The organism is Mesorhizobium sp., from assembly GCF_005063415.1.
Taxonomy (GTDB): domain Bacteria; phylum Pseudomonadota; class Alphaproteobacteria; order Rhizobiales; family Rhizobiaceae; genus Mesorhizobium.
The window spans coordinates 10,786-32,421 of the sequence record NZ_SUEG01000032.1 but is presented as its reverse complement, the minus strand read 5'-3'; the positions used below and the strand labels follow the sequence as shown (position 1 = coordinate 32,421).

Genomic DNA, 21,636 nt, shown 5'->3' with positions numbered 1-21,636 from the left:
CCCGCATCTGCCGCTCGGCGGCGATGCGGATCAGCTGCCCGGCCATGTCGAGCAGGCGTTTCTTCAGCCGTGCCTTGCGCGATTGCCAGGCGCCGCCGCCAAGCTTGTCGAGCGTCGCCTCGGCCGAATCCGAGCCATAGCGCGACAGCAGCTCGATGTTTTCCACCGGCAAGAACAGCCGATCGTCGCCGGCATAGTGGATTTCGAGGCAATCGTGCGGCGCACCGACCGCCTCGATGGTGCGCAGCCCGATGAAGCGGCCAATGCCATGATCGGCATGGACGACGATATCGCCTGAGGCCAATGCCGAAGCCTCGGCGATGAAGTCGGACGCGCGCTTCTTGCGCTTCGAGCGCCGGATCAGCCGGTCGCCGAGAATGTCCTGCTCGGCGACGACGACCAGTTTCTCCGTCTCGAAGCCGGATTCGAGCGGCAGCACGGCCAGTCCCGCCTGCCCTGGCTCAAGCTTTCCGGTTTCGGCAAGCGTCGCCACCGGCTTCAGATTGCCAAGGTGATGCTCGGCCAGGATCTGGCCGAGCCGGTCGAGCGAACCTTCAGTCCAGCCGGCGACGATGACACGGCGGCCTGCAGCGCGCTCGTCGGAAATGTGTTTTACGACGACGTCGAAGACGTTGGCGTTAGGGTCGGCGCGCTCCTCGACGAAGCTGCGACCATGGCGCGAGCCGGCATGGAACACCTTTTTCGCACCGGCATCGGGCGCGTCGAAGGAGGTGAAGTCGATCGCTTCGCGCGGGCCAAGCGAGGCAATCAGGTTCTCGGGCGACAGATAAAGCAAATCCGGCGGCACCGGCTTGTAGGGCACGGCATCCTTCAAGGCGCCGTCGGCCTGTTTTTTGCGCGCCTCGTAATGATCGAGGATCAGAGTGTGGCGCTCGGCCAGTGCCTCATGCGCCAGATGATCAAACACCACGGGCGCATCAGGCAGATAGTCGAAGACGGTTTCCAGCCGCTCATAGAAGAACGGCAGCCAGTGCTCCATTCCGGCAAACCGCCTGCCCTCGCTGACCGCCGCATAGAGCCCATCGTCGCGCGAGGGCGCGCCAAAGGCTTCGATGTAGGCGCGGCGGAAGCGGCTGATTGTCTCTGGCGTCAGCGCCACCTCGCTCATCGCCTGTAGCGCCATTGACTTGCGCTGGCCAGTGGTGCGCTGTGTGGCGGTATCGAAGACGCGGATCGATTCCAGCGTATCGCCGAAGAAATCGAGGCGCAGCGCCTCCGCCCAGCCGGGCGCGAAGAGATCGAGAATGCCGCCGCGCACCGCAAATTCGCCGATGCCGCGCACCGTCGGCACCCGCTCGAAGCCGGAAGTCTCAAGCCGCGACACCAGCGCGTTCATGTCGATCTGGTTACCGGGCTTGGCGTGAAAGGTCTGCGCCTCGACGAGTTCCGCCGGCGGAATGCGCTGAAGCAAGGCATTCGCGGTGGTGAGAATAACGGCGCGGTGCGGCTTCTTCGTCAGCGCGATCATCGCGGCCAGTGAATCGAGCCGCCTTGCGGCGGCGTCAGCGCCGGGCGAGACGCGGTCGTAAGGCAGGCAGTCCCAGGCCGGCAGTTCCAGCACCGGCAGGCCCGGCGCGGCAAAGGCAAGCGCCTCGACAATCGCCGGCAGACGCTGGCCGTCGCGCGCCACGAACAGCACCGGCTTGTCCGGTGCGATTTCGTGGGCAGCCTGCACCAGCGCAAAGGCTTCGTAGCCGTCGGCGACGCCATCGACGATGAACTGGCCGGCGCGGCCTTTCGGCAGACCGATCGTAGGAATAAGGCTCATGGCTACACGTTGTTCAGAAGGTCATCGCCCGGCGCGAAGCCAGGATTTTTTGCAGGACGGCACAGTCTATATCCGCCGGAACCGGGCACTCGCCAGTGACGATGGGCAGGAATTCAGTGTCGGGAATGTCGAGAAGCCTCTCATATTGGTCGATTTCGTCGCCGGTCAAGGCGCCGATCTCGGCATCGGCGAAGCTGCCGAGTATAAGGTCCATCTCGCGCATGCCGCGGTGCCACGACCGAAACAGAAGCTTGCGGCGGCGGGCGTCGAGCCCCTCGCTTGATCGTATTGTTCCGGTCATCGTGCAACATCCTTCCCCAGGCGGCGCATATAGCGTGGATAGAAGGCGGTGTCAGCCTTGCGCTACAGTCGCCGCAACATAAGCTGACATCATGCGTCCCTCCCTCCTCGATCCGCTGTTTGTCCCGATCACCTCGCTTGCCGGGGTCGGGCCAAAAGTTGGCGCCCTGATCGAAAAAGTCGTAGCAGCCGACCTCGGCGACCGGGCCGCGCGCGCCGGGGACCTCTTGTTCGTGCTGCCGCATACTGTCATCGACCGCCGCAACCGGCCGGGCATCGCCGGTTCGGCCGAGGGCGCCATCGTCACACTCGACGTACGCATCGACCGCCACCAGCCGCCGCCACGCGGCAACAGGTCGGTACCGTACCGGGTCTACGCCCATGACGACACTGGCGAGATTGCGCTGACGTTCTTCCATGCCCATGCCGCCTATCTCGAAAAAGCGATGCCCGTCGGCGAGCATGTCGTCGTTTCGGGCCGCATGGAATGGTTCAACGGCCGCCCGACCATGGTTCATCCCGACCATATCGCACTTGCCGGCGACGCGGAAAACCTCCCGCTGGTCGAGCCGGTCTATCCGCTGACCGCCGGGCTCTCGGGCAAGGTGCTGCGCCGGGCGATCGGCCAGGCGCTGGCCCGCCTGCCGGTGCTGCCCGAATGGCAGGACGGCGAGTTCCGGCGCCGCCACACCTTTCCTGCTTTCGGCGATGCGCTCACCCGTATCCACAATCCTGCCGACCCGATCGACGTCTCCGTCGACGGCGCAGCCTGGCGGCGCCTTGCCTATGATGAGTTCTTGGCCGGCCAGGTATCGCTGGCGCTGGTGCGGGCCAAGGTCCGCCGATTATCGGGCCGGCCACTCGTCGGCGACGGCCGCATAGTCGAACAACTGCGCGCGGCACTCCCCTATTCGCTGACCATGTCGCAGGAAATGGCGCTTGCCGAAATCAACGCCGATCTCGGTGACCCCGAACGCATGCTGCGCCTTTTGCAGGGCGATGTCGGCTCCGGCAAGACGGTGGTCGCGCTGCTCGCCATGGCGCGTGCCGTCGAGGCCGGCGGCCAGGCGGCATTGATGGCGCCGACCGAAATCCTGGCGCGCCAGCATCTCGCAACGATTGCGCCGTTGGCGGAACGGTCCGGCTTGCGCGTCGCCATCCTCACCGGCCGCGAAAAGGGCGGCGAGCGCGCCGACACGCTGACCGGGCTGGCCAGTGGTGACATCGACATCGTCGTCGGCACCCATGCGCTGTTCCAGGAAACGGTGACGTTCCATGACCTCGTGCTCGCCGTCGTCGACGAGCAGCACCGTTTCGGCGTCCACCAGCGCCTTGCCATCACCGCCAAGGGCGATGCGCCCGACATGCTGGTGATGACGGCAACGCCGATACCTCGGACGCTGGTGCTGACTGCATTCGGCGACATGGACGTATCGAAGCTGACGGAAAAGCCGGCGGGCCGCCAGCCGATCCGCACCGTCACCTTGCCGCTTGAACGGCTCGACGAACTGATCGGACGCATGCTCGACGCCGTCGCCGATGGTCAGAAAATCTACTGGATCTGTCCGCTGGTCGAAGAATCCGAGGAGATCAAGCTGATGTCGGCCGAGGACCGTTTTGCCTCGCTGAAGCCGCTGTTCGGTGATCGGATCGGCCTGGTGCATGGCCGCATGAAAGGCATCGATAAGGACGAGGCGATGCGCGCCTTCAAGCAGGGCGACACCCGCATCCTGATCGCCACCACAGTGATCGAGGTCGGCGTCGATGTGCCGGACGCGACAATCATGGTCATCGAGCATGCCGAGCGTTTTGGCCTTGCCCAGTTGCACCAATTGCGCGGCCGGGTCGGGCGTGGCGACAAGCCTTCATCCTGCGTGCTGCTCTACAAGGACCCGCTTGGCGAGACGGCAAAACGCCGGTTGTCGGTGATGCGCGAGACCGAGGACGGCTTCCGCATCGCCGAAGAGGATCTGAAGCTGCGCGGCGAAGGCGAGTTGCTCGGCACCCGCCAGTCCGGTACGCCGGGCTTCCAGGTGGCGCGCATCGAGGCGCATGCCGACCTGCTCGAGGCCGCTCGCGACGATGCGCGGCTGATCCTGTCGCGCGATCCCGAACTGCAGTCCGAACGCGGCGCTGCGCTGCGCCTGCTGCTCTATCTGTTCGGCCGTGATGAGGCCGTGCGGCTCCTGCGTGCCGGCTGAGGCATTGTGTCAAGCGGAGGATTGGCAAGCGCGGCGTGGATCTGCTCGCCGTTCACCGTCACCATTTTGACAGCTGGCGCCACCAGGCCGGCCGACACGATCAGCTTGGCTCCGTCCTCGATCGTCATGTCGAGCAGCACAATGTCGGATTTCGGCACATACATCAGAAAGCCCGTCGTCGGGTTGGGCGTACACGGCATGAACACAGCAATCAGCGGATCGCCTTCCCGGTCGAGTTTCTGGTTGATCTCGGTTTCCTTCTCGCTGGCGACGAAAACCAGCGACCAGACCCCCTTGCGCGGATATTCGACCAACCCGACCTGGCGGAACATGTCGCCCTTGTTCGACAGCACGGTCTCGAAAATCTGCTTCAGCGAACGGTAGATGCCGCGCACCAGCGGCATGCGGCCAAGCAGGCGCTCGCCGAAATTGACGATGGCGCGGCCAACGATATTGGCGGTCATAAACCCGATGAAGGTGATGAGGATCAGGGCAACGATCAGCCCAAAACCCGGCACTGGAAACGGCAGGTAAGTGTCCGGATTGTAGCGTACCGGAATGTAGGGTTTCACCCAGGAATCGACCCAGCCGATCAGCGACCAGGCAATGTAGGCAGTAATCGCCAGCGGCGCGCAAACGACGAAGCCGGTCAGGAAATAGTTTCTCAGCCGGGTCATGCCTGAGGTCTTGAGAGCATCCGACATGGTTCACCGCAGCGTGTGTTTGCAGCGCGACACTACTGAACCCGAAGGCGCTTTGGAATTGCGAAGTTTTTAAACGAGACCTATTCCACCGTTACCGATTTCGCCAGGTTGCGAGGCTGGTCGACATCCGTGCCCATGAACACGGCGGTGAAGTAGGCGAGCATCTGGATCGGCAGCGCGTAGATGATCGGCGAGATGATTTCCGGCACGTCCGGCAAAACGATCGTCTCCATTGTCTTCACCGTGGCGTGTGCCGCGCCCTTGCCGTCGGTGATCAGGATGATCTTGCCGCCGCGTGCCGCCACCTCCTGCATGTTCGACACGGTCTTTTCGAAGATGCGGTCATGCGGCGCGATCACGATGACGGGCATGTTCTCGTCGATCAGAGCGATCGGCCCGTGCTTCAGCTCGCCGGCGGCATAGCCCTCGGCATGGATATAGGAAATCTCCTTGAGCTTCAGCGCGCCTTCCATGGCCAGCGGAAAATTGGTGTCACGACCGAGATAGAGCACGTTTTTGTAGTGCGAGAGGTCGCGCGCGATCTTTTCGATCTGCCCGTCGAGCTTCAGCACCTGGTTGGCATAACGCGGCGCTTCCGACAGCTCGCGTATAAGGGTTTTCTCCTGCTCATGCGAAATCGTTCGGCGCGCCACACCGGCCCGCACTGCCAGCGAGGCCAGCACGGAAAGCTGACAGGTGAACGCCTTGGTCGAGGCGACGCCGATCTCCGGGCCGGCCAATGTCGGCAGGATGACGTCGGATTCGCGCGCCATGGTCGATTCGCGCACATTGACGACCGCGCCGATCTTCATGCCGGCCTTGCGGCAGTAGCGCAGCGACGCCAGCGTGTCGGCGGTCTCACCCGATTGCGAGATGAAGAAAGCGGCATCGGTCTTCGACAGCGGCATCTCGCGGTAGCGGAACTCCGAAGCGACATCGATGTCGACCGGCAGCCGCGCATAGCGCTCGAACCAATATTTGCTGATCAGCCCGGCGAGATAGGCGGTGCCGCAGGCCGAGATCGCCAGCCGGTCGATCTTGGCGAAATCGAACGGCAGGTCGAGCGGCTTCGAGACGCCGCCCACGAAATCAACATAATGCGCCAGCGTGTGCGAGATCACTTCCGGCTGCTCATGGATTTCCTTTTCCATGAAATGGCGGCGGTTGCCTTTGTCGACCATGAAGCTCGTGCTGAGCGACTGTTGGCGTTTGCGGTCGACCTTGTTGCCGCCCATGTCGAAGATATCGACCTCGTTGCGGCGCACCACCGCCCAGTCGCCGTCTTCCAGATAGGTGATCGAATTGGTGAAAGGGGCAAGCGCAATGGCGTCGGAGCCAAGGAACATCTGGCCATCGCCATGACCGACCGCGAGCGGTGGGCCGTTGCGGGCGCCGACGATCAGATCCTCGTCGCCCTTGAACATGATGGCGAGCGCAAAGGCGCCTTCCAGCCGCTTCAGCGCCTGGTGCGCCGCTTCAACCGGCTTCAGCCCCTTGGCCAGTTCGCGCGCCACCAGATGTGCGACGACTTCGGTATCGGTCTGCGAGGCGAAGCTGTAGCCGTCGCGCATCAGCTCGTCGCGCAATTCGGCGAAATTCTCGATGATGCCGTTATGGACGATGGCGACGCCGTCGGAAAAATGCGGATGCGCATTGCTCTCGTTCGGAACGCCATGCGTGGCCCAGCGTGTGTGGCCGATGCCGATCATGCCGTCGAGCGGTTCGTCCCTCAGCCGGCGCTCGAGATTGACCAGCTTGCCCTCGGCACGGCGACGGTCAAGCCTGCCGTGCTCGATCGTGGCGACGCCGGCAGAGTCATAGCCGCGATATTCGAGCCTTTTCAACGCATCGACGATAAGCGGCGCGACCGGCGAGTTACCGACAATTCCAACGATACCGCACATGGCGCTTGCCCCCGATTCCGACTTCAAACCCGGCGCTATTTAGAGATTGCCGGCCTGCCGCTAAAAATCACATTGCATTTCGTCCGGCATCAGCCGGACCATGCTGCACAGATGCACCATGACAGAGCGCTCTTGCAATCCGGTTACTGCAATTGCTCAGTTTCTCCGCTCATATATCCTATCTCGGCTCAACGGCACCTGAAATCAGTCAAAGACACGATGTGGCCTATGAACGAACGAATTGAGACCGTGACGCTTTGGCGTCCGGTTGGGCCACGCGAACTGGAGTTGATCCAGAAGTCGGGGATGCGCGCCTTTCCGCCTCGACTTGCCGATCAGCCGATCTTCTATCCGGTTACAAGCGAGGCCTATGCCACCCAGATCGCCCGGAACTGGAACGTGCCCGCGAGCGGATCAGGTTTCGTGACGCGTTTCGAGGTGCGTCGCAGCTTTCTTAACCGCTACAGCGGTCCAGCATGCCGGCAGCCGCGCGCATCTGGAATACTGGATCCCGGCCGAAGACCTGTCCGCCTTCAACGATGCAATCGTCGGCCAAATCGAGCTTGTCGCCGAGTTCCGTTAGTCTACCCTTTTTTCCGGGCAGCCGAGATCGAAGCGAACCGCTCGCGCAACTCCTTGCCCTTGCCGGGTAGAGTCCGCTGGCGGGCGCGGCCGAAGGCCAGCGCATCGTCGGGTACGCTTTCGGTGATGACGCTGCCCGAGGCGATGTAGCCGCCCTTGCCGATCGACACCGGTGCCACCAGCGAGGAGTTCGAGCCGATGAAGGCACCCTCGCCGATATCGGTGAAAAATTTCGAATAACCGTCATAATTGCACGTGATGGTGCCGGCGCCAATATTGGCGCCCGCGCCGATGCGGGCATCGCCGATATAGGTCAGGTGGTTGACCTTGGCGCCCTCCTCGACGATCGCCTGCTTTACCTCGCAGAAATTGCCGACCTTGGCCTTGGTTCTCAGATCGGCCCCGGGCCGCAGCCGCGCGAACGGCCCGACATCGCAATTCGACGCGATGATGGCGCCTTCGATATGGCTGAAGGCATGGATCTTGGCGCCCGTGGCGATTTTCACGCCCGGCCCGAACCAGACATTGGGTTCGACGATCGTATCGGCGCCGATCTCGGTGTCGTGTGAGAAGAACACGGTTTCAGGCGCAATCAGCGTCACCCCGGAAAGCATCGCTTCCTGCCGTCGACGCGCCTGCCAGATACCTTCCGCCTGGGCAAGCTCGGCACGGTTGTTGATGCCGAGCGCGTTCTCGAAACTGGCTTCGGTGGCGACCACATCAAGTCGCTGCGCAGCGGCGATCTCGACGATATCGGTGAGATAATACTCGCCCTTGGCGTTCTTGCTGCCGACTTGATCGAGCAGCTTTAGCGCGTGCCTGCCAGCGACCGCCATCAGCCCGCCATTGCAGAAGGTGATTTTCTTCTCCTCGTCCGAGCAGTCCTTCTCCTCGCGTATGGCGACGAGCTTGCCGGCCTTTTCGATAAGCCGGCCGTAGCCCGAAGGATTTTCTGTACGGAAGCCGACCACGACGACGGCCGCACCTTCGGCCAGCTTCAGCCGCGCCGCCGCGAGCGCTTCCGGATCGATCAACGGCGTGTCGCCAAACATCACCAGGATGTCGTCATAACCCTTTGATATTGCTGCGCGTGCGGCAAGCACGGCGTGCGCGGTGCCGAGACGTTTTTCCTGGATGAAAGCCTCGGCCTTGGGCGCAAACTTAAGTGCGCCCTTGCGCATCTCATCGGCGCCATGGCCGATCACCAGCGCCAGATCGCCGCTGCCGGCGGCTTCGGCCGCCTTGACGACATGGGCAACCATCGGCAGGCCGGCGATTGTGTGCAGCACTTTCGGCACTGCACTCTTCATGCGCGTGCCTTCGCCAGCGGCGAGGATGATGGACAGGCAGGATCTCTGGCTCATGGGGACAGCAACCGTTGAAAGGGGTCTGGAATCGAAGCGTTAGTAGCACCGGCGCCATGCTGCACCAATGCGGTTAAATTCCGGTGAGACGGTGGAACCTCCAACCCGCGACACGCTCAAGCCGATCGACTCAGGCGGCTTCCGCCTCGTTGCGTGATGCGAAGCTGGGGGCTCGGCCACGGCCGTATTGCCGTGGCGAGCAGTTCATGACCCGCTTGAAGGCTGTGCTGAAGGCGCTTTCGGATTCGTAGCCGAGCGACAGCGCGATGACCGCGACGGGATCGCTGGAATTCGTCAGCCGGTCGCCGGCCAGCAGCATTCGCCAGCGCGTCAAATAGTCCATCGGCGACGCGCCGACCGTCTCCTTGAATCTGAGCGCAAAGGTCGATCGCGACATGCCGGCCCGTTCCGCCAACTCCTGTAACGTCCAGCTATGCGCCGGATTGTCATGCATGGCGCTGATCGCCGCGCCGATCTGTTTGTCCGCGAGGGCAAAGAGCCAGCCGATGCCACCTTTCAATCCTTCCGAAAGATGCAGCCGCAGCGCCTGAACCAGCATCATGTGGGCGAGGTGCTGAATCACCAGAAAGCCGCCCGGCTGCGGCTCGCGCAGCTCCTGCATCATCCGCTCTACAGACCAGCGCAGCGCCGACTGGTCCGACTCTTTGCGGATATGCACAATGGCTGGCAGCATCCGCAACAGGATGCCGGCATGATTGCCGCCAAGCGCGAAGCGGCTGCTGACCAGAAAGAAATCACCACCGCCATTGTGGGTCACGACACCGCCGGCTCGAGCAGGCGGAAAAATCTTGACGGCTTCAACAGGCGTCAAGCTCATGTCGCTTGCAAGGCGGAAAGGCTGTCCACTCGGCAGCAGGAAGCAGTCCCCCGTCTCAAGGCGCACTGCGTCAGCAACGCCCTCCACAGATAGCCAGCACCGGCCGGAGATCACCGCTCCGGTCTTGATGCTTTGCTGCTGGTCGGGGAACTGGATCGACCATTCACCACCTGCATCGAAGCCGGCCGACATGTAGTTTCGCGGCTTCAGCAGCGAGAGCACATCTGAAAGAGGATCCACGGGTCATTCCGGACGATTGCGAAGATAATACGGACTTTACCGCATAGATCGTATTTTCTCAAGCGCCTATCACGACGTCACCGGGCCGCGAACATGGTCGTGGTCAGAAATGAACAAGGAGAAGTCGTGATGCGTGTTTTCGTTACCGGCGCGACCGGATTCGTCGGTTCTGCCGTCGTTCAAGAACTCATCGGCGCCGGCCATCAGGTGCTCGGCCTCGCCCGCTCGGAAGCGTCATCGAAGTCGCTTGCCGCCGCCGGAGCCGAGGTGCATCGAGGTGACCTAGAAGACCTCGAAAGCCTCCGCAGCGGCGCAGCAGCAGCAGATGGGGTGATCCATACCGGCTTCAACCACGACTTCTCGAAATTCGCGCAAAACTGCGAGATGGACCGGCGCGCCATCGCGGCCTTGGGCGGAGCACTCGAAGGCTCCGAGCGGCCCCTGCTCGTCACCTCCGGAACCGCGCTCCAGGCCCGGGGCCGTATCGCGACCGAGGAAGATGCGCCTGTTCCGGCTTCCGCCTCGTATCCCCGCGCCTCCGAAGCGACAGCCGCCGCGCTGGCGGCACGCGGGGTGCGCGCGTCGGTTGTCCGCCTTCCGCCGTCGGTCCATGGCCAGGGCGACCACGCCTTTGTTCCGATTCTCATCGACCTTGCTCGCAAGAAGGGCGTGTCGGCATATGCCGGCGAAGGGCTCAATCGCTGGCCCGCCGTGCATCGGTTCGATGCCGCTCGCGTTTACCGGCTTGCGCTCGAGCATGGAGCCGGTGGCGGGCGATATCACGCGATCGCAGAACAAGGTGTGCCGTTCAAAGACATCGCCGGCGTGATCGGCCGTCGCCTGAACGTGCCGGTCGTCGCCAAGTCCGCGGAAGAAGCCGCCGATCATTTTGGCTGGTTCGCGATGTTCGCAGCGATGGATGTCCCGACCTCGAGCGAGCGAACCCGCGCGCTGCTGGGCTGGCAGCCAAGCGGCCCCGGGCTGATCGCCGATATCGACCAGCCGGGCTATTTCGAAGGTTGAACGGACCACGTAGCTGCGGTGCCTTGCGCCGCAGCTACGGCCTCGCGCTTCGGCCGGGCGGCAAACCTAGCCCAATTGCCCCAGCACCGGGAAATTCTCGAGCAACCAATAGGACACCGCCTGCACGCCGCCGGTCAGGAAAAACACGCCGGCGACCACCAGCAGCGCGCCGATGGCTTTTTCGACGCGGCCGAGATGGACGCGGAATTTTCCGAGAAAGCGCATGAAGGCGCCGGAAAACAGCGCAGCGATCAGGAACGGTATGCCGAGGCCGAGCGAATAGGCGGCAAGCAACAGCGCGCCCTCGCCCACCGTCTCGCGGCCGCCGGCAAGCGTCAGGATCGGCCCCAGCACCGGGCCGATACAGGGCGTCCAGCCGAAGGCGAAGGCCAAGCCCATGACATAGGCGGCGACCAGGCTGGCCGGCTTGCCTTGTGCATGGAAGCGCGCCTCGCGTGAAAGCAAAGGGATGCGCAGTACGCCGAGGAAATTCAGCCCCATCAGGATGATCAGCACGCCGGCCGCCATTGCCAGCGGCTCCTGCCAGACCCGCAGCAGATGGCCGATGGTCGAGGCGCCGGCGCCGAGCGCGACGAAGACGGTCGAGAAGCCGAGCACGAAGGCGATAGAGGAATTAACCAGCGCGCCGCGCGCACCGGCCTTTGCCGCAATGCCCGCCTCGCCGCGGAAATCGTCGACCGACACGCCGGCCATGTAGCACAGGTAAGGCGGCACCAGCGGCAGCACGCAGGGTGACAGGAACGAAATTGCTCCCGCCCCAATCGCGCTGACATAGCCGACGTCCAATGCCATTTCCGTCTCCAGATAACTGCGCAGCCATATAGCCGCGACAACGGCCGTCCGCCAATCACCATCGCGTGGCCCCATCACTATAGCGTGGCCCCCGTCACTATCGTGTGGCAAGTCGTCGCCCTCGCCTGATCGACGGGAAAGCAGCCCGGGAAGAAAGGGCCGTCAGGCAGCGTTGATCACAACGAAGCCGCGGTTCCGCGCGCTTTTTCGAAACGATCCAGGGGAGAAGTCCATGAAAACGATCGCAATTGGCATGGCCGCGCTTTTGCTCGGCACTGCCGCATCGTTCGCCGCCGAGGCGTGGAAGGAAGCGGAGGTAGGCGGCACCAAGATCTACACCGACGCCAGCGGCATGACGCTCTATACCTACGACAAGGACGAGGCCGGCAAGTCGAACTGCTACGACAAATGCGCCGCCAATTGGCCGCCGCTGAAGGCTGAAGCCAACGCCAAGGCCGAGGGCGAATGGACGATCGTCGACCGCACCGACGGCACCAGGATGTGGGCCTATGAAGGCAAGCCGCTCTACACGTTCATCAAGGACAAGAAGGCTGGCGACGTCACCGGCGAGGGTGTCGGCGGCGTCTGGCATATCGCCAAGGCCGACTAAGCCTTGAGCTTCTGATCCGCTGTAACAGGCGGTAACACGGCTGGTCGCTGGGAACTCGACCCAACCGCCCCGGCGGCCAGCTTTTCAGCACGGTAATTCCTTGCGACTGTCCGAGCAAAATGCCGCGCTACCGATTGCGCGCTTCACAGCATCTGTTCAAGCAGGGCTGGCGCGTGCTCGATGTTTCTCTTATATCCGCGGGAGAGTTTGTCCCGTTCTCCAGGATCAATTGCCGGGCTTGTCCAGCGATAGGCTGCCCATTTCCCTTGTCCAGGATTGCGGAAATCGCATGGCGCGCCGTTGGGTTGCGCATTCGGTACAGGGCCGCATTTTGACTGCTTGGCCTTGACCGGATGCAAAAGCGCGGCCATGTGAGCGACACATTGAACGAGATTTCGTCGCGCGCAGCGGAATTCTTCTGCCGCATCACAACTGATATGAGACCGTATGGACGTCGTCGTCGTCGAATCGCCGGCCAAGGCGAAGACAATCAACAAATACCTCGGCAAGAACTACAAGGTTCTGGCCTCGTTTGGTCATGTCCGCGATCTGCCGGCCAAGGATGGCTCGGTGCGTCCGGATGAGGACTTTGCCATGTCCTGGGCCGTCGACACCGCGTCTGGAAAGCGTCTCGCCGATATCGCCAAGGCGGTCAAGGACGCCGACGGGCTGATCCTCGCCACCGATCCGGACCGCGAGGGCGAAGCGATCTCCTGGCATGTCCTCGAAGTGCTGAAGCAAAAGCGCGCGCTGAAGGACAAGCCGGTCAGCCGCGTCGTCTTCAACGCCATCACCAAGGCGTCGGTGCTGGAGGCGATGGCCAATCCGCGCCAGATCGATGCGCCGCTGGTCGATGCCTATCTCGCCCGCCGCGCGCTCGACTATCTGGTCGGCTTCACGCTGTCGCCCGTGCTGTGGCGCAAGCTGCCCGGCGCCCGCTCCGCCGGCCGCGTCCAGTCGGTGGCGCTGCGTCTGGTCTGCGACCGCGAATCCGAGATCGAGCGCTTCATCCGCGAGGAATACTGGCAGGTCGCCGCCATTCTCGGTACGCCGCGCAAGGAAAATTTCGAGGCGCGGCTGACCGCCTTCGAGCGCAAGAAGCTGCAAAAGCTCGACATTTCCAACAAGGCGCAGGCCGACGACATCAAGGCGATGCTCGAAGGCGCCAGCTTCAAGGCAGTGTCGGTCGAAGCCAAGCCGACCAGGCGCAATCCCGGCCCGCCCTTCACCACCTCGACGCTGCAGCAGGCAGCCTCATCGGGTCTCGGCTTTTCGGCCAACCGCACCATGCAGGTGGCGCAGCGGCTCTATGAGGGCATGGAGATCGGTGGCGAGACAACCGGCCTGATCACCTATATGCGAACCGACGGCGTGCAGATGGCACCGGAGGCGATCTCTGCCGCACGCGATGCGATCGCCAAGGAATTCGGTGCCAAATACCTGCCTGAAAAGCCGCGCGTCTATTCCGCCAAGGCCAAGAATGCCCAGGAAGCGCACGAAGCGATCCGTCCGACCGATTTCATGCGCACGCCGGCTTCCGTCAGGCAGTATCTCGACGCCGACCAGGCGCGGCTTTACGAGATGATCTGGAAACGCGCCATCGCCAGCCAGATGCAGCCGGCCGAGATAGAGCGCACCACGGTCGAGATCGAGGCAGTCAACGGCCCGCGCACCGCCGAGCTTCGCGCTGTAGGCTCGGTTGTTCGCTTCGACGGCTTCCTTGCCGCTTACATCGAGCAGAAGGAAGAAGATTCGGAAGACGAAGAAAGCCGCCGCCTGCCCGAGATCCGTGCCGGCGAGCAGCTCACACGCGAGGCGATCAACGCCACCCAGCACACCACCGAGCCGCCGCCGCGTTATTCGGAAGCTTCGCTGATCAAGAAGCTGGAAGAGTTGGGCATCGGCCGGCCGTCGACTTATACGGCGATCCTGAAGACGCTCGAGGATCGTGACTATGTCACCATCGACAAGCGCAAGCTGGTTCCGCAGGCAAAGGGCCGGCTATTGTCGGCTTTCCTCGAAAGCTTCTTCGAGCGTTATGTCGAGTACGACTTCACCGCTTCGCTCGAGGAAAAGCTCGACGAGATTTCCGACGGCAAGCTCGCCTGGAAGGATGTGCTGCGCGATTTCTGGAAGGATTTTTCCGGCGCCGTCGCCGACATCAAGGAACTGCGGGTCACCGACGTCCTCGATGCATTGAACGAGGAACTGGCGCCGCTGGTGTTTCCCGCGCGGGAAGACGGTTCGAACCCGCGCATCTGTCCGAAATGCGGCACCGGCAACCTGTCGCTGAAGCTCGGCAAGTTCGGCGCCTTCGTCGGCTGCTCGAACTATCCCGAATGCTCCTTCACCCGCCAGCTCGGGGACGCCGCCAATCCCAATGGCGAGAACGGCAATGGCGAAGACGGCACCAAAGTGCTCGGCAAGGACCCCTATACCGCCGAGGAGATCACGCTGCGCAATGGCCGGTTCGGCCCCTATATCCAGCGCGGCGACGGCAAGGATGCCAAGCGCTCCAGCCTGCCCAAGGGCTGGACTGTCGATTCGATCGATCATGAAAAAGCGCTCGCCCTTTTGTCGCTGCCGCGCGACGTCGGCAAGCATCCGGAATCCGGCAAGATGATTTCGGCCGGGCTTGGGCGCTATGGGCCGTTCGTGCTGCATGACGGCACCTACGCCAATCTCGACAGCATCGAGGACGTGTTCTCGATCGGCCTCAATCGCGCCGTCTCGGTGATCGCCGAGAAGCAATTGAAGGGCAAAGGCGGCCGCAATGGCGGCACAGCCGCTGCGCTCAAGGAACTTGGTGAGCATCCTGCCGGCGGCGGCAAGATCGTCGTGCGCGACGGCAAATACGGGCCTTATGTGAATTTCGGCAAGGTCAATGCGACGCTGCCGAAGGGCAAGGATCCGCAATCGGTGACGATCGAGGATGCGGTGGCGCTCATTGCGGAAAAGGAAGCCAAGGGCGGCAATGGCGCCAGGAAGCCCTTCCGCAAAGCGGCCGCGCCTGCGAAAAAACCGGCTGCGGCCAAAAAACCGGCGGCCAGGAAAAAGGGATAGAACGGGTTGGCGCGCAAAGTCTCCGGAAGAAGCCACGGCGATCTGCGCACCGCCGATACCCGCGCCAAGGTCAGGGATAATTACCGGCCTTCGCGTGACGAGATACTGCGTTACATCGCCGAAAATCCGGACCGCGCAGGAAAACGCGACATCGCCAAGGCGTTTGCGCTGCGCGGCGAAGACCGTATCTGGCTGAAGGACGTCTTGCGCGACCTGCAGGACGAAGGCCTGCTGACCAAGGAGCGCAAGCGGCTTGCCCGTGTCGGCGCCCTGCCCCACGTCGCGGTGCTCGACATCTTCGGCCGTGACGCCGACGGTGTGCTGCTGGCGCACCCGACCGAAGCGATCGGCAATGGCGAACCTCCGGTCATAGCGATCCGCGTGTCGCGCGGCGGCAATGGCCCGACGCCGGGCATCGGCGACCGCGTGCTGGCCAAGACCTTTCCGACCGACGATCCGGCAGGCCCGGCCTATACCGGCCGGGTGATGAAGATATTCGAGAAGCGCACCGATGCGGTTCTTGGCGTTTTCCGTGTGCTGAAGGACGGCACGCTCCGCATCGAGCCGGTGGAAAGGCGCCAGCCGGAGCTGGTCGTCGACACGGAATTCCAGAACGGCGCCAAGAATGGCGACCTGGTCGAGGTCGAGCCGGCGCGGGCCTCCCGCTACGGGCTGCCGAGAGCCAAGGTTCTGGCGGTGTTGGGGTCGCTGACCAGCGAAAAGGCGGTCTCGATGATCGCCATCCACACACATGACATTCCGCATATTTTTCCCGCCGACGTCATCGCCGAGGCGGAGGCGGTCAAGCCGGCGACGCTTGCCGGCCGCGAGGATTGGCGCGAGCTGCCGCTGCTCACCATCGATCCGGCCGATGCCAAGGATCATGACGACGCGGTGTTCGCCATGCCCGACACCGACGAGAAGAACGCCGGCGGCGTGGTTGTCACCGTCGCCATTGCCGATGTCGCTGCATACGTGCGCTATGGCACGGCGCTTGATCGCGAGGCGCTGAAGCGCGGCAATTCAGTCTATTTCCCCGATCGCGTCGTGCCGATGCTGCCGGAGCGCATCTCGAACGACCTCTGTTCACTGCGCGAGGGCCAGGATCGTCCGGCGATAGCGGTGCGTATGACTTTCTCGGCCGATGGCCACAAACTCAGACACTCCTTCCATCGCGTCATGATGAAGTCGGCGGCGAAACTCGCCTATCAGCAGGCGCAAGCGGCGATCGACGGCGCACCGGACGACACGACTGGCCCGATTCTCGATGCGGTGCTGAAGCCGCTATGGGACGCCTACGCGATCCTGAAGCGCGGCCGCGACGCGCGCCAGCCGCTCGAACTCGATCTGCCCGAGCGCAAGATCCTGCTCAAGCAGGACGGCACCGTCGACAAGGTCGTCGTGCCAGAGCGGCTCGACGCGCACAAGCTGATCGAAGAGTTCATGATCCAGGCCAACGTCGCCGCCGCCGAGACACTCGAGGCGAAGCGGCAGGCGCTGGTTTACCGCATCCACGATGCGCCTTCGCTCGCCAAGCAGGAATCGCTGCGCGAATTCCTGCAGACGCTCGGCCTGTCGCTGGCGCGCGGTGCGCAGATGCGGCCGAACCAGTTCAACGGCATCCTCGCTCGCGTGCGCGGCGCCGACAATGAGGGACTGGTCAACGAAGTGGTGCTGCGCTCGCAAAGCCAGGCCGAATATTCGCCTGCCAATATCGGCCATTTCGGCCTCAACCTGAAGCGCTACGCGCATTTCACCTCGCCGATCCGCAGATACGCCGACCTGATCGTGCATCGCGGGCTGATTGCCGCACTCGGCCTTGGTCCGGGGGGCCTGACGCAGGACGAGGCGGAGCGGCTGGAAGAGGTCTCGGCGCTGATCTCGGCGACCGAGCGGCGCGCGATGGCCGCCGAGCGCGACACGGTCGACCGGCTGATCGCCGCCTATCTCGCCGAGCGCATCGACGACCGTTTCGACGCCCGCATTTCGGGCGTCACCAAATCGGGCCTGTTTGTCCAATTGCCGCAGTATGGCGCGGATGGCTTCATTCCGGTTTCAACCCTGGGGGGCGACTACTATATATACGACGAAACTGCTCGATCGCTTTTCGGAGAACGCACCGGCAAGGGCTATCAACTTGCTGATCGCGTCGAGGTTCGCCTGATCGAGGTGGCGCCGATGGCCGGCGCGATGCGTTTCGAGATGCTGACCGAGCCAAAGCCGCTGCCCGGCTCCAAACGGTCGTTCCATAAGGCCAAAGGCCGCGCCCGGGCGTCGCAATCGCGTCCAGGCTCGCGCGGCAGGAGACGGTAATGCCAACAGAACTGCAGGTGGAAGAACGGGTTTTCGGCGGCGAACATCACTCGGGCCGGACCGCCCGGCCACTATGGACGGCAATGAAGCGCGGCATGCTCGGCCGCTGCCCGCATTGTGGGGAGGGCAATCTGTTTCGCGCCTTCGTCAAGACCGTCGACAAATGCGATCATTGCGGCGAGGAGCTCCACCACCATCGTGCCGACGACCTGCCGGCCTATCTCGTGGTGGTCATTGTCGGCCACATCGTGCTCGGCGCCTTCATGGGTGTCGAGGCGACCTCGACGCTGTCTACCTGGCAGCACATCGCCATCTGGGTGCCATTGACCATCATTCTCGCCGTCGTCCTGCTGCAGCCGGTCAAGGGCGCTGTCATCGGCCTGCAATGGGCGTTTTATATGCACGGCTTTGGCGGTGAAGAAGATCTGATCGAGTCGCATCCCGAGGCTTGAAACCGAGGCTGGCGCAAATCGGCATGGCTGGACGCCACTTCCGCATCGGCGAAGATTCCGCTAGGTCGAGCGCATGGACGTTATGACCAAGGCGGAAATCGACAAGCTTGAGCGGATCGCGCTCGATGCCAAGCCTATACGCCCGCGCGACGCCGCGACGCTGATCCTGCTCGACCGCAAGGGCGACGAGTTCCTGGTGCTGATGGGCCGGCGCCACGCCCGTCATGCCTTCATGCCGGGAAAATTCGTGTTTCCCGGCGGCCGCACCGATCCGGCCGACAGCCGCATCCCCGTAGCCAGCGCACTTCATCCCGAGGACGAAGCGAGGTTGACCGCCGGCAGCGGCCGCACCAGCCCTGCCCGCGCCCGCGCCATTGCTCTGTCGGCAATCCGCGAAACGTATGAGGAGGCCGGCCTGCTGATCGGCCAAAAAGGCGCCTTCGCGAGCGCCAAGCGCAACTGGCAGGGCTTTGTCGAGCACGGCGTCATGCCGTCGCTGCAAGCGCTGCGCTTCATCGCCCGCGCCATCACACCGCCCAATCGGGTGCGCCGCTTCGATACGCGCTTTCTCGCCGCGTGGCGCGACGACGTCGCCGTAGAGCTGCCGGATGGCGGTCCGACCAACGAGTTGGAGGACGTCGTTTGGCTGCCGCTGGCCAAGGCCAGGCAAGCCGATATTCCAGACATCACGCGCACGGTCCTGGAGGAGCTGGAAACGCGGCTCGCCCGGGATCCGCTGCTGCGCCCCGGCGGTCCGGTGCCGTTCTACCGGCTTGTCCGCAATCGCTTCGTCCGCGAAATTCTCTAGAGCAGCCAGGCATTTCATGACAGTGGATACCCAGCGAGAGGTCGAGGAACGCGTACACTGGCTGCCGATGGTCGCGGCGATCTCGTCGATCAGCGTCGTCGGCATTGCCATCGGCCTCGGCATGCCACTGCTCAGCGTGATCCTGGAAACGCGTGGCCACTCCGCGTCGATGATCGGTCTCAACACCGCGGTCGCCGGCCTCGCCTCGATCGCCGGCGCGCCGCTCGCCACCCCGCTCGCCATGCGGTTCGGGGTCGCCTGGACGATGCTTGCCATGATTGCGGCCGGGGCGCTGGCCTTTGTCGGTTTCCATTTCGCACCAGCCTTCTGGATGTGGTTTCCGTTGCGCGTGCTGCTGCATATCGCGCTGACGGTGCTGTTCATCCTGTCGGAATTCTGGATCAGCACCTCGGCGCCGCCACACCGTCGCGGGCTGGTGCTCGGCATCTATGCCACCGTGCTGTCTCTCGGCTTTGCCGCCGGGCCTTGGCTGTTCGCCCATCTCGGCAGCAGTGGTTTTCTCCCCTTCGGCGTCACCATCGCGCTGGTTACGCTCGCTGCCATACCGGTCCTGGCGGCACGCAACGAGAGCCCGACGATCATCTCGGACGGCGAAACCAGCAATTTCCTGCGTTACATCTGGCTGGTGCCGACAGCGACCGCCGCCGTGCTGGTGTTCGGCGCGGTCGAGACCGGCGGATTTGCGCTGTTCCCGGTCTACGGGAACCGCATCGGCTACTCCGAAGCGGACGCAGCCCTGTTGCTCACCATGATCGGCCTCGGCAACGTGCTGTTGCAAATCCCCATCGGCATGATCAGCGACCGCGTCAGCGACCGCCGCTATCTGCTGATGGCCTGTGCCACTGTCGGGCTTGCCGGCACGGTCTTCATGCCGTTCTTCGCGCAGAACTGGCATTTGATGGCAGCGCTTCTGTTCGTCTGGGGCGGTGTGGTCGCTGCCATGTACACAATCGGTCTGGCGCATCTCGGCTCGCAGCTTTCCGGCCACGAACTGGCCTCCGCCAATGCCGCCTTCGTGCTTTGCTACGGTGTTGGCATGGTGCTTGGCCCGCAGGCCATCGGGATCGGCATGGACGCTTTCGGTCCGTCGGGCTTCGGTTGGGCGCTCGGCCTGTTCTTCGCCTGCTATATCGTGCTGGTCGGCACCAGGCTGCTCCGCAAAATCCTCTGAGTCGGTTCCGCTGCCCACATCGCTCCCACTGCTGACCAACTACTGACACAACCATGTCAGGAGGGCTCGAGTATATGCTCCCTCAAAGTGCATAAGCAGGGAGACCTCGGATGATCGACAGTGGCTTTGAAACGAAATCGCTGCGGATGGAATTGCTGCTGCTGGTGACCTTTCAGGCACCGGCAGCCGATGTCGACCGCATTATGGAGGCGGTCGTCGCGATCGCACCGCTCAGAATGGGCAAATATGACAGCAATGCCTTTCAGTCGGCGGACGGCATCGAACGCTACCGGCCACTTGAAGGTGCCGCCGCCGGCGCCGAAACGGAATTACGCAGGCGGCCGGGCACTGTCGAGGTGTCGTTCGAACTGCCTGACGACCAGAAGCTCGCCGCTCGCGTCGTCGAAGCGATTTACCAGGTTCACAGCTATCAGGAGCCGGTGATCCGCATTCAGCCACTGCTTGCCAGCCGCTCCAAGGGTCTCGACGACCGCGCCAACCCGAACCGCTGGTGGAACACGACGGGAGATTGGAAGAAGGCGATGCGGCCGGAAACCGTCGCGGCGGAGTGACCGGAACCTGGTCGTATCTCGCTTTGAATTTGGCTGTCAGGAAGCGTGCCGATGAATGATGAAGCAAACCGCAAACCGGCAAGCGATCCCCAGGACCTGGCGCGGCTATTGGTTTCTCGCGAGCGAGCGGGAGACGCGGAAGGAATGGCTGCTCTTTACGAACCCGGTGCCACCCTCGACACCGGCGACGGACAGTTGGCCTGCGGCAGAGACGCCATCCGCCTATTTTACGCCAAGTTGGTGGCAGCGGGACGAAAGTTTGATCTCGGAGATCAGCGTCAGGCTATCATCAACGGGGATTTGGCGCTCACTTCCACGCGCCTTGCCGATGGTACGGTGACTGCGGAAATCGCTCGCCGGCAAGGTGACGGGAACTGGCTTTGGGTGATCGATCAGCCTTCCATCGCTCGATATTGATAGCCAGCGTTCAAAGTGAGACGCCACCTGCTTCATCCTCAGCCTTCATCGGCTGGCAATAAACCCGGACAACTCACGTGCCACCTAATCCGGACAACTCATCTGCTTACGACACAGAACCTGGCAAGGGTTGACTTTCCGGGCGCGTTCTTTATGTGTCGCGGCAAGTTTCCCGCGTCCGGGTGTTTCCCCGTGCTCCAGCGGCCAAAACTCCACGAACATTAACGGACGAACATCATGGCCAAAGCCGCAAACATCAAGATCAAGCTTCTGTCGACCGCCGACACCGGTTTCTTCTACGTGACCAGCAAGAACAGCCGCACCAAGACGGACAAGCTGTCGTTCCGCAAATACGATCCGGTCGCCAAGAAGCACGTCGAATTCAAGGAAACCAAGATCAAGTAATCGGGTTTTCTCTCGCAGTACCGAATCGCCGCCCTCCGGGCGGCGT

19 protein-coding genes and 1 pseudogene are annotated in these 21,636 nt (G+C 63.1%); 12 read left to right on the top strand and 8 right to left on the bottom strand.

The genetic code is table 11. The features are described from left to right. On the bottom strand, window positions 1-1,789 hold a 1,789-nt coding region (locus E5W70_RS11545; RefSeq protein WP_292657839.1), incomplete at its 3' end, for a CarD family transcriptional regulator. Window positions 1,790-1,802: 13 nt separating this feature from the next. Next, window positions 1,803-2,090 (bottom strand): succinate dehydrogenase assembly factor 2, encoded by a 288-nt coding sequence (locus E5W70_RS11540; RefSeq protein ID WP_292657837.1) that lies wholly within the window; start codon window positions 2,088-2,090, stop codon window positions 1,803-1,805. Between the two features lie 91 nt (window positions 2,091-2,181). Here E5W70_RS11540 and recG point away from each other — a divergent pair, with 91 nt between their 5' ends. Beyond that, the gene (recG, locus tag E5W70_RS11535) at window positions 2,182-4,290 is read left to right on the top strand and encodes an ATP-dependent DNA helicase RecG (RefSeq protein ID WP_292657834.1); all 2,109 of its coding nucleotides are present in this window, start codon (window positions 2,182-2,184) and stop codon (window positions 4,288-4,290) included. Here recG and E5W70_RS11530 read toward each other — a convergent pair. Both E5W70_RS11530 and glmS read right to left on the bottom strand, forming a co-directional pair. Continuing rightward, on the bottom strand, window positions 4,242-4,994 hold the full coding sequence (locus E5W70_RS11530) for a DUF502 domain-containing protein (RefSeq protein ID WP_292657831.1): 753 nt from the start codon (window positions 4,992-4,994) through the stop codon (window positions 4,242-4,244). The two genes, recG and E5W70_RS11530, sit on opposite strands and share 49 nt — an antisense overlap. A gap of 80 nt (window positions 4,995-5,074) precedes the next feature. Next, the gene (glmS, locus tag E5W70_RS11525; protein ID WP_292657828.1) at window positions 5,075-6,898 is read right to left on the bottom strand and encodes a glutamine--fructose-6-phosphate transaminase (isomerizing); all 1,824 of its coding nucleotides are present in this window, start codon (window positions 6,896-6,898) and stop codon (window positions 5,075-5,077) included. A 228-nt stretch (window positions 6,899-7,126) separates the two neighbouring features. Here glmS and E5W70_RS11520 point away from each other — a divergent pair. Then, window positions 7,127-7,481: pseudogene (locus E5W70_RS11520) on the top strand (ADP-ribosylation/crystallin J1). Between the two features lies 1 nt (window position 7,482). Here E5W70_RS11520 and glmU read toward each other — a convergent pair. Together glmU and E5W70_RS11510 are read right to left on the bottom strand one after the other, a co-directional pair. Then, entirely contained in the window at window positions 7,483-8,844 is a 1,362-nt protein-coding gene (gene glmU, locus E5W70_RS11515) for a bifunctional UDP-N-acetylglucosamine diphosphorylase/glucosamine-1-phosphate N-acetyltransferase GlmU (protein WP_292657826.1), read from the bottom strand. A 130-nt stretch (window positions 8,845-8,974) separates the two neighbouring features. Beyond that, window positions 8,975-9,922, bottom strand: coding sequence for an AraC family transcriptional regulator (locus E5W70_RS11510; RefSeq protein WP_292657823.1), 948 nt, complete (start codon window positions 9,920-9,922; stop codon window positions 8,975-8,977). Window positions 9,923-10,051: 129 nt separating this feature from the next. Here E5W70_RS11510 and E5W70_RS11505 point away from each other — a divergent pair, with 129 nt between their 5' ends. Further along, the gene (locus tag E5W70_RS11505) at window positions 10,052-10,945 is read left to right on the top strand and encodes an SDR family oxidoreductase (RefSeq protein ID WP_292657880.1); all 894 of its coding nucleotides are present in this window, start codon (window positions 10,052-10,054) and stop codon (window positions 10,943-10,945) included. Window positions 10,946-11,011: 66 nt separating this feature from the next. Here the strand turns inward: E5W70_RS11505 and E5W70_RS11500 are convergent, their stop codons facing one another. After that, the gene (locus E5W70_RS11500) at window positions 11,012-11,758 is read right to left on the bottom strand and encodes a cytochrome c biogenesis CcdA family protein (RefSeq protein WP_292657820.1); all 747 of its coding nucleotides are present in this window, start codon (window positions 11,756-11,758) and stop codon (window positions 11,012-11,014) included. Between the two features lie 232 nt (window positions 11,759-11,990). On the opposite strand from E5W70_RS11500, the gene E5W70_RS11495 reads away from it, so the two are divergent. Further along, on the top strand, window positions 11,991-12,368 hold the full coding sequence (locus tag E5W70_RS11495) for a hypothetical protein (RefSeq protein WP_292657817.1): 378 nt from the start codon (window positions 11,991-11,993) through the stop codon (window positions 12,366-12,368). Window positions 12,369-12,511: 143 nt separating this feature from the next. On the opposite strand, the gene E5W70_RS11490 is transcribed toward E5W70_RS11495, so the two are convergent. After that, window positions 12,512-12,739 (bottom strand): hypothetical protein, encoded by a 228-nt coding sequence (locus tag E5W70_RS11490; RefSeq protein ID WP_292657815.1) that lies wholly within the window; start codon window positions 12,737-12,739, stop codon window positions 12,512-12,514. Window positions 12,740-12,815: 76 nt separating this feature from the next. Between E5W70_RS11490 and topA the strand changes: the two genes are divergently transcribed. From topA to rpmG, 8 genes are all read left to right on the top strand, one after another. Beyond that, window positions 12,816-15,431 (top strand): type I DNA topoisomerase, encoded by a 2,616-nt coding sequence (gene topA / locus E5W70_RS11485; RefSeq protein ID WP_292657812.1) that lies wholly within the window; start codon window positions 12,816-12,818, stop codon window positions 15,429-15,431. A gap of 42 nt (window positions 15,432-15,473) precedes the next feature. Next, window positions 15,474-17,744, top strand: coding sequence for a ribonuclease R (gene rnr / locus E5W70_RS11480; protein ID WP_292657877.1), 2,271 nt, complete (start codon window positions 15,474-15,476; stop codon window positions 17,742-17,744). Next, on the top strand, window positions 17,744-18,196 hold the full coding sequence (locus tag E5W70_RS11475) for a DUF983 domain-containing protein (protein WP_292657811.1): 453 nt from the start codon (window positions 17,744-17,746) through the stop codon (window positions 18,194-18,196). The genes rnr and E5W70_RS11475 overlap by 1 nt, the downstream gene beginning before the upstream one ends. Window positions 18,197-18,269: 73 nt before the next feature. Beyond that, window positions 18,270-19,004, top strand: a complete 735-nt coding sequence (locus E5W70_RS11470; RefSeq protein ID WP_292657809.1) for an NUDIX domain-containing protein — start codon at window positions 18,270-18,272, stop codon at window positions 19,002-19,004. A 16-nt stretch (window positions 19,005-19,020) separates the two neighbouring features. Next, window positions 19,021-20,196 carry an MFS transporter gene (locus E5W70_RS11465; protein WP_292657806.1) on the top strand — a complete coding sequence of 392 codons (1,176 nt, stop codon included), beginning with the start codon at window positions 19,021-19,023 and terminating at the stop codon, window positions 20,194-20,196. 110 nt (window positions 20,197-20,306) lie between these two features. After that, the gene (locus E5W70_RS11460; protein ID WP_292657804.1) at window positions 20,307-20,768 is read left to right on the top strand and encodes a hypothetical protein; all 462 of its coding nucleotides are present in this window, start codon (window positions 20,307-20,309) and stop codon (window positions 20,766-20,768) included. A 51-nt stretch (window positions 20,769-20,819) separates the two neighbouring features. Further along, entirely contained in the window at window positions 20,820-21,185 is a 366-nt protein-coding gene (locus tag E5W70_RS11455) for a hypothetical protein (protein ID WP_292657801.1), read from the top strand. 237 nt (window positions 21,186-21,422) lie between these two features. Continuing rightward, entirely contained in the window at window positions 21,423-21,590 is a 168-nt protein-coding gene (gene rpmG / locus E5W70_RS11450) for a 50S ribosomal protein L33 (RefSeq protein WP_006201775.1), read from the top strand. The last annotated feature ends 46 nt before the right edge of the window (window positions 21,591-21,636 follow it).